General features: G+C 67.9%; 6 protein-coding genes (1 of these 6 only partly in view). 3 read left to right on the forward strand and 3 right to left on the reverse strand.

The features are described 5' to 3' along the window. Nucleotides 1-17: 17 nt before the first annotated feature. Nucleotides 18-1,691: a chloride channel protein gene (locus BA899_RS00380; RefSeq protein WP_159299383.1), complete on the reverse strand. Its 1,674-nt coding sequence runs from the start codon at nucleotides 1,689-1,691 to the stop codon at nucleotides 18-20. Between the two features lie 77 nt (nucleotides 1,692-1,768). Between BA899_RS00380 and argC the strand changes: the two genes are divergently transcribed. Both argC and erpA read left to right on the forward strand, forming a co-directional pair. Beyond that, nucleotides 1,769-2,803, forward strand: a complete 1,035-nt coding sequence (gene argC, locus BA899_RS00385) for an N-acetyl-gamma-glutamyl-phosphate reductase (RefSeq protein ID WP_159299384.1) — start codon at nucleotides 1,769-1,771, stop codon at nucleotides 2,801-2,803. Nucleotides 2,804-2,870: 67 nt separating this feature from the next. Next, nucleotides 2,871-3,221: an iron-sulfur cluster insertion protein ErpA gene (erpA, locus tag BA899_RS00390; RefSeq protein WP_069134335.1), complete on the forward strand. Its 351-nt coding sequence runs from the start codon at nucleotides 2,871-2,873 to the stop codon at nucleotides 3,219-3,221. 6 nt (nucleotides 3,222-3,227) lie between these two features. Here the strand turns inward: erpA and BA899_RS00395 are convergent, their stop codons facing one another. Further along, a complete protein-coding gene (locus BA899_RS00395; RefSeq protein ID WP_159299385.1) occupies nucleotides 3,228-4,319 on the reverse strand; it encodes an anhydro-N-acetylmuramic acid kinase in 1,092 nt (363 codons plus the stop codon). Nucleotides 4,320-4,329: 10 nt separating this feature from the next. Beyond that, entirely contained in the window at nucleotides 4,330-5,697 is a 1,368-nt protein-coding gene (locus tag BA899_RS00400) for an OapA family protein (protein ID WP_159299386.1), read from the reverse strand. An 89-nt stretch (nucleotides 5,698-5,786) separates the two neighbouring features. Between BA899_RS00400 and tyrS the strand changes: the two genes are divergently transcribed. Continuing rightward, nucleotides 5,787-6,315, forward strand: partial view of a tyrosine--tRNA ligase gene (gene tyrS, locus BA899_RS00405; RefSeq protein ID WP_159299387.1) — the 5' end (the start) only. Its footprint extends 677 nt past the window's final position; 529 of the gene's 1,206 nt are visible here — the first part of the coding sequence; it begins with the start codon at nucleotides 5,787-5,789; the stop codon falls past the right edge of the window.

Below are 6,315 nucleotides of genomic sequence, written 5' to 3' on the forward strand. Positions count from 1 at the left end.
CTGTCCGACCCGGAACATCAGTCCAGATAGGCGTCATGAATGGCCTGGCGGGTGACGATGCCGGTCCACTCGCGGGCACCCCCGCTCGCCGGCCGGGTAACCAGCAGTGCCGCATCACCGGCCCCGCGCAGCCGCTCGAAGGCATCCCGCAGGCTGGCCTTTTCATCGATGGGCAGCAGCGCGACGGCGTCGGCGAACGGGGACTGGCCGGCCTGATGGTGGGCGCGCAGCGTCTCAATGCGACAGGCCCTGTCGGGCAGGGCCCCTTCATCGGGGGCGGCCAACACCCACTCGGTGGTGTCGGCCAGCACGGGCAGTTGCTCACAGCGCGGGTTGACCAGCTGGAGGATGCCGAGCCGGCTGGCCGCCTGAAGCAGCGGATTCTGACGGGGATCTAGGCCGCGTTCGCCGAGTTCGAGGTGGTAGACCGAGTCGGTCCGGAACACCTCGCGGGCGCTGAGGGTGGCCGCCGCGATGGCGAGCATGCCGGGCATGATGATGCCGGGATTGGCGGTCAGCTCGAGCATGGCGGTGAGGGCCGCCAGCGGGGCGCGCAGTGTCGCCCCCATCATCGCGCCCATACCGAGCAGCGCGTACAGGGCGGGACCGCCCAGCGGCAGCGGGATCAGTGACTCGGCCAGCAGACCCACCGCGCCACCGGCGGCGGCGCCCATCACCAGGGTGGGGCCGATCAGGCCGCCGGGCACACCAAGACCGATGATGGCGGCGGTGGCCAGCAATTTGGCGCCGACCAGCCCCACCAGTAGGGCAACGCCCAGTTCCCCGGCGAATGTCGCGGCGATGGTGTCATAGCCAATGCCCATCACCTGCGGATAGGCGAGGCCGATGAGACCGACGACCAGTCCACCCACCAGCGCCCGTGGCACGACCGGCCAGTGACCGAGCCAGCGGCTGCTGTGGCGCAGGGTGCGGATGAACGCGGCCGCCAGTCCCCCGAGCAGCAGGCCGAGGCCCATGACCAGCGGCAGCTCGTGGAGTCCCTGGATGCTCAGTGCAGGGATGGTGAAGACGATCCCGGCGCCGAACACCAGGTGGGCCAGCGCAGTGGCGGTGACCCCGGCAATGATCACCGGCAGAAACCCGGCGATGGTGTACTCCATGACCACCACCTCCATGGCGAAGGCGACGCCGGCGAGCGGGGTGTTGAACGAGGCGCCGATGGCGGCGGCCGTGCCGCAGGCCACCAGGGTGCGCAGACTGTTATGCGGCAGGCCCAGGCGTTGTCCGATCTGGCTGCCGGTGGTGGCGCCCAGGTGCACGCTCGGCCCCTCGCGGCCCACCGAATGGCCGCTGGCGATGGCAAGGGCGGCGGTCACGAACTGGTGAATGGCGTTGCGCAGCGGCAGCAGGGCCTCGTGGTAGGCGGTTCGCTCGATGACAAAGCCGATGCCGGTGCGCGGGTCGCGGTGGGCGATGTGGCGCATGTAAAGGCCGATCACGGCCGCGCCGGCAATCGGCAGCAGCAGGCGCTGCCAGGCGGGCAGCCCCTCGTAATCGCCAAGCTGGCCGCCGGGCAGCAGCCCGCGCTGGGCGGATTCGTAGAGCAGTCGAAAGGCGATGACCACGGCCGCCGTCAGTGCCCCGGTGATGACCCCCAGAACGGCCATGACAACCGGCGCACGGCCGATGGACAGGCGGTATTTCTGGCGCTGTGTCGGGATTGTCTGCACTGAATGGCTCACCATCGGCGCCCGGCGGGCGTGTCTGGCATCATACAGACTGTATGGGAACAGCTCAGGGGATGATGATGACCATTAGCGCCGCGATCGTGGGTGGAACAGGCTATACCGGGGTCGAGCTGCTGCGCCTTCTGGCCGGGCATCCGCAGGTATCGCTCGAGGTGATCACCTCGCGGGCCCAGGCCGGTCAACCGGTGAGCGCCGTCTACCCGAACCTGCGCGGGCATGTCGACCTGGCATTTTCCCCGCCCGATCCGGCGGTGCTGGCGGGTTGCGACGTGGTGTTCTTCGCCACGCCCAACGGCACCGCCATGGAAATGGCCCCGGCGCTGGTGGAGCAGGGGGTTCGGGTGATTGATCTGGGCGCCGATTTCCGGATCCGCGATCTCGGCGTCTGGTCGCACTGGTACGGCATGGACCACGCCTGCCCGGCGCTGGCCGCAGAGGCGGTCTACGGGCTGCCCGAGTATGGTCGCGAGGCGATCCGCCAGGCGCGCCTTGTGGCCAACCCCGGCTGCTATCCCACCGCCGTGCAGCTGGGGTTTCTGCCCCTGCTCGAGGGGGGGCTGGTGGCCACCGATACGCTCATCGCCGATGCCAAGTCCGGCGCCAGCGGCGCCGGGCGTGTGCCCAAGCCGCATACCCTGCTGTGCGAGGCCGGCGAAAACTTTCATGCCTACGGCGCCTCGGGGCATCGCCATCTGCCGGAAATCCGCCAGGGGCTGGAGCGGGCCGCCGCGCAGCCTGTGGGACTGACCTTCGTCCCGCATCTGGTGCCGATGATCCGCGGTATTCACGCCACCCTCTATGGCCGCCTGCGCGATCCGGCGGTGGATCTGCAGGCCGTCTATGAACAGCGCTTTGCCGACGAACCTTTTGTAGACGTGCTGCCGCCCGGCAGCCATCCCGAGACCCGCAGCGTGCGGGGCAGCAACATGGTGCGCATTGCCGTGCATCGGCCCGAGGGCGGCGACATGGCGCTGGTGCTGGCGGTGGAAGACAACCTGGTCAAGGGCGCCGCGGGGCAGGCCGTCCAGAACATGAACCTGATGCTGGGGCTGCCCGAAACACTGGGACTGCAGGGCATCAGTGTTCTGCCGTAGTGACGATTGACGGGGTATTGGACAGGCAGGAGAATCATCGACGTGATGATCAACAGGAGTCAGGGTCATGAGTGAAGTGGCGGAGCAGGAAGAACTGCTGGTGTTTACCGATAACGCCGCGACGAAGGTGCGACAGCTCCTCGACGAGGAACAGAACGACGACCTCAAGCTCCGGGTGTACATCACGGGTGGCGGTTGCTCGGGTTTTCAGTACGGGTTCATGTTCGATGAATCCGAAGAGGCCGGTGACGCGATGATCGAGAACGGCGGCGTGAAGCTGCTGGTCGATCCCATGAGCAGCGCCTATCTGGAAGGCGCCGAGATCGATTATGTCGAGGGCATCGAGGGCGCCCAGTTCGTGATCCGCAATCCGAATGCCAGCACCACCTGCGGCTGCGGGTCGTCCTTCGGGGTCTGAGGACGCTCAGGCCGGATAGATCCCGCCCAGAACAGTGGGTCGCCGTGCGCCGGTGATCGCCGTCAGGTCCACCGGCTCGCCAAGCAGCGTGGCGCGGCCCAGCCAGGCAAAGCCCAGCGCTTCGACCTGAAGCGCGGGGATACCCAGCTCATCGCTGGTCTTGAGGGGGCGCTCGCCGCCCAGCCGATGGTCGAGCGCCCGGCACAGGGCGGTGTTGGCCGCCCCGCCCCCGGTGATGACGACATCCCGCGGCCCGCCACCCCAGCGCTCGACGGCGGCAGCGATGGTCTCGGCGGTCAGTGCAAGCAGGGTCGCCTGCCGGTCGACGGGTTGGGCCGGCTGCCCGGCATGGGCGTCCAGCCAGTGCGGGTCAAAGGTGCTGACGTCGAGGCTCTTTGGCGGCGGACGCTGGAAGTAGGGGTCGGCCAGCAGCCGGTCCAGAAACGCTGAGTCTACCTGGCCCGATGCGGCCCATGCGCCGTCACGATCAAAGGCCGAATCCAGGTATCGTCGCGCGCCGGCGTCCATCAGTGCATTGCCGGGACCGGTGTCGAATCCCGCCTCGGCGCGTCCGCCGGCCGCGAGTACCGACAGGTTCGCCACGCCCCCGACATTGACCACGCAGCGGCGCTGCTCCCCGCCCAACAGGGCCGCATGAAAAACCGGCGCTAACGGGGCGCCGACGCCGCCGGCCGCCAGGTCGCGCTGGCGAAAGTCCGCCACCACGGGCAGACCGGTCGCCTCGGCGAGCCGGCTGGGATCGCCGGCCTGACAGGTGACGGGCGGATCGGCCAAGGGGGCATGCCACAGGGTCTGACCGTGCAGGGCGATGGCGCTGACCTGGCGACGGGTGCAGCCAGTGGCATGGAGCAGGGACTCCACCGCGGCGGCATAGACGCCGGCCAGCCGGGCGTCGAGCGCCAGTAGATGGGCCAGCGGGCTGTCGGCATTGATGTTGCGCAGGGCCGTCGCCAGCTCAGCGCTGTAAGGCGAGTGGAGATGTCCGCACGGCCGGGGGTGGCCGCTGGCATCAAAGTCGGCCATCACCGCATCGACACCGTCCAGACTCGTGCCGGACATCAGGCCGATCATGCGCATGGGGTTGCGCTCAGTCGCCGGCTTGGGCGACGCGGGTGGGGCTCAGCCCGTCGAGTTTGGCGATCAGCGGGGCAGCTTGGCGCTCGAAGTCGTCGCGATAGCGCTCAGCGATGGGCTTGGCCTCGGGCAGATCCACCGTGCGGGGATTGCGGTGCGTCCCGTCGACGCGGAATTCGTAGTGCAGGTGCGGGCCAGTGGACAGGCCGGTGCTGCCGACATAACCGATGATCTCGCCCTGCTTGACGCGATCGCCCACCGAGTGGCCATTGGCGAAGCGGCGCATATGCGCATACAGCGTGGTGTAGCGCGTTCCGTGCTTGAGCACCACGGTATTGCCGTAACCCCCTTTGCGGCCGCGCTCGATGACTTTGCCATCGCCGGCCGCCTTGATCGGTGTCCCGGGCGGAGGGGCGTAATCGGTGCCCCGATGCGGGCGCTTGGTGCCATAGACCGGGTGGACGCGGTCGGGGTTGAACTCCGAACTCACACGCGTGAAGTCGGTGGGTGTGCGCAGGAAGGCCTTGCGCATGCTGCGCCCGTCCGGGGCGTAGTAGTTGCTCTCGCCTTCCGGCGTCTCGTAGCGCAGGGCGCGGAAGCGCTCGCCGCGATTGACGAATTCAGCCGCCAGGATCTGGCCGTTACGCACCTTCTGACCATCGCGGTAAAGGGTTTCATAGACCACGGCGAACGAGTCATTGCGGCGCAGGTCCAGGGCAAAGTCGATGTCCCAGCCAAAGATGCCGGCGAGCTGCATGATCAGGCGATCGCTCAGCCCGGCTTCGATGCCGGCGTTGTACAGCGAACTGGCGATGCGGCCTTCCGCCTCTGCGGTGCGTCGTTCGAGCTCGACCGTCTCAACGCGGGGTTGCCAGTCACCCGCGGCGTCCCGGGTCATGTGCAGGGTCCGTGTCGGGCTCATTGCATAACGAAGGCCCACTAGGCGCTCGTTGTCGCTGACCTGCAGATACAGCTCGTCGCCGGGAAACAGCCGGGTCAGTTGACTGGCGGGATCGCCGGCGTTGACCACGTCATGGACGTCGCGGGCGCTGAGCCCGGCCCGCTTGAACAGCGCGGCGAGGTTATCGCCGTTACGCACTGTCTCGACACTCCACTCGGCGACGGGTGTCTCCGCCGACTCATCCGCGGCACTCGCCACCGGTCGGGTATTGGACACCCGGTCCATCAGCGTATCGGCGTCGGGCAGGGAGGCGGTGCTGCGGGTTGGCGCCGCCGTCGTCGGCACGCCGGGCGCGTCGGGCAGCGCCAGCGCCCGCGACGCCTGCGCCTGTCCCGGAGGATTGGAGGACGGGGCGATGAGGGCCGCGGCGATCAGCGCCGAGCCCGTTACCAGCAATCCCGTTTTCAGCCGTCTGTTCATGAGCCGGAAGAATAGCCCCGGCCCGTATCCGGGTCAATTAGGATAGAATCGCGCGCCACGGCCATTGGGAATGACAACGGGAGAACAGCATGGGCGAGGTGGACGCCGCACTGGAGGCGCTCTGGCGAGGGGCCGATGAGATCATTCGCGAGGACGAGCTGCGCGAGCGACTGGCGAGCGGCCGGCCGCTGCGCATCAAGGCCGGCTTCGACCCCACGGCGCCGGATCTTCATCTGGGGCATACGGTGCTCATCAATAAGCTCCGTCAGTTCCAGGACCTGGGGCATCAGGTGGTGTTCCTGATCGGCGATTTCACCGGACGCATCGGCGATCCCAGCGGCCGCAGCGCCACCCGCCAGCCGCTTACCGGCGATGATGTCGTGCGTAATGCCGAGACTTACCGCGAGCAGATCTTCCGCATCCTCGATCCCGACCGGACCGAGGTCGTGTTCAACTCCACCTGGATGGGCGAGATGAGCGCCACCGACATGATCGAGCTGTCAGCCCGGTACACCGTCGCGCGCATGCTCGAGCGCGATGACTTTCACAAGCGCTATCAGGCCAACCAGTCCATCGCCATCCATGAATTCATGTACCCGCTGATCCAGGGTTACGACT

This window comes from Spiribacter sp. SSL99, from assembly GCF_009805925.1.
GTDB lineage: Bacteria > Pseudomonadota > Gammaproteobacteria > Nitrococcales > Nitrococcaceae > Spiribacter > Spiribacter roseus.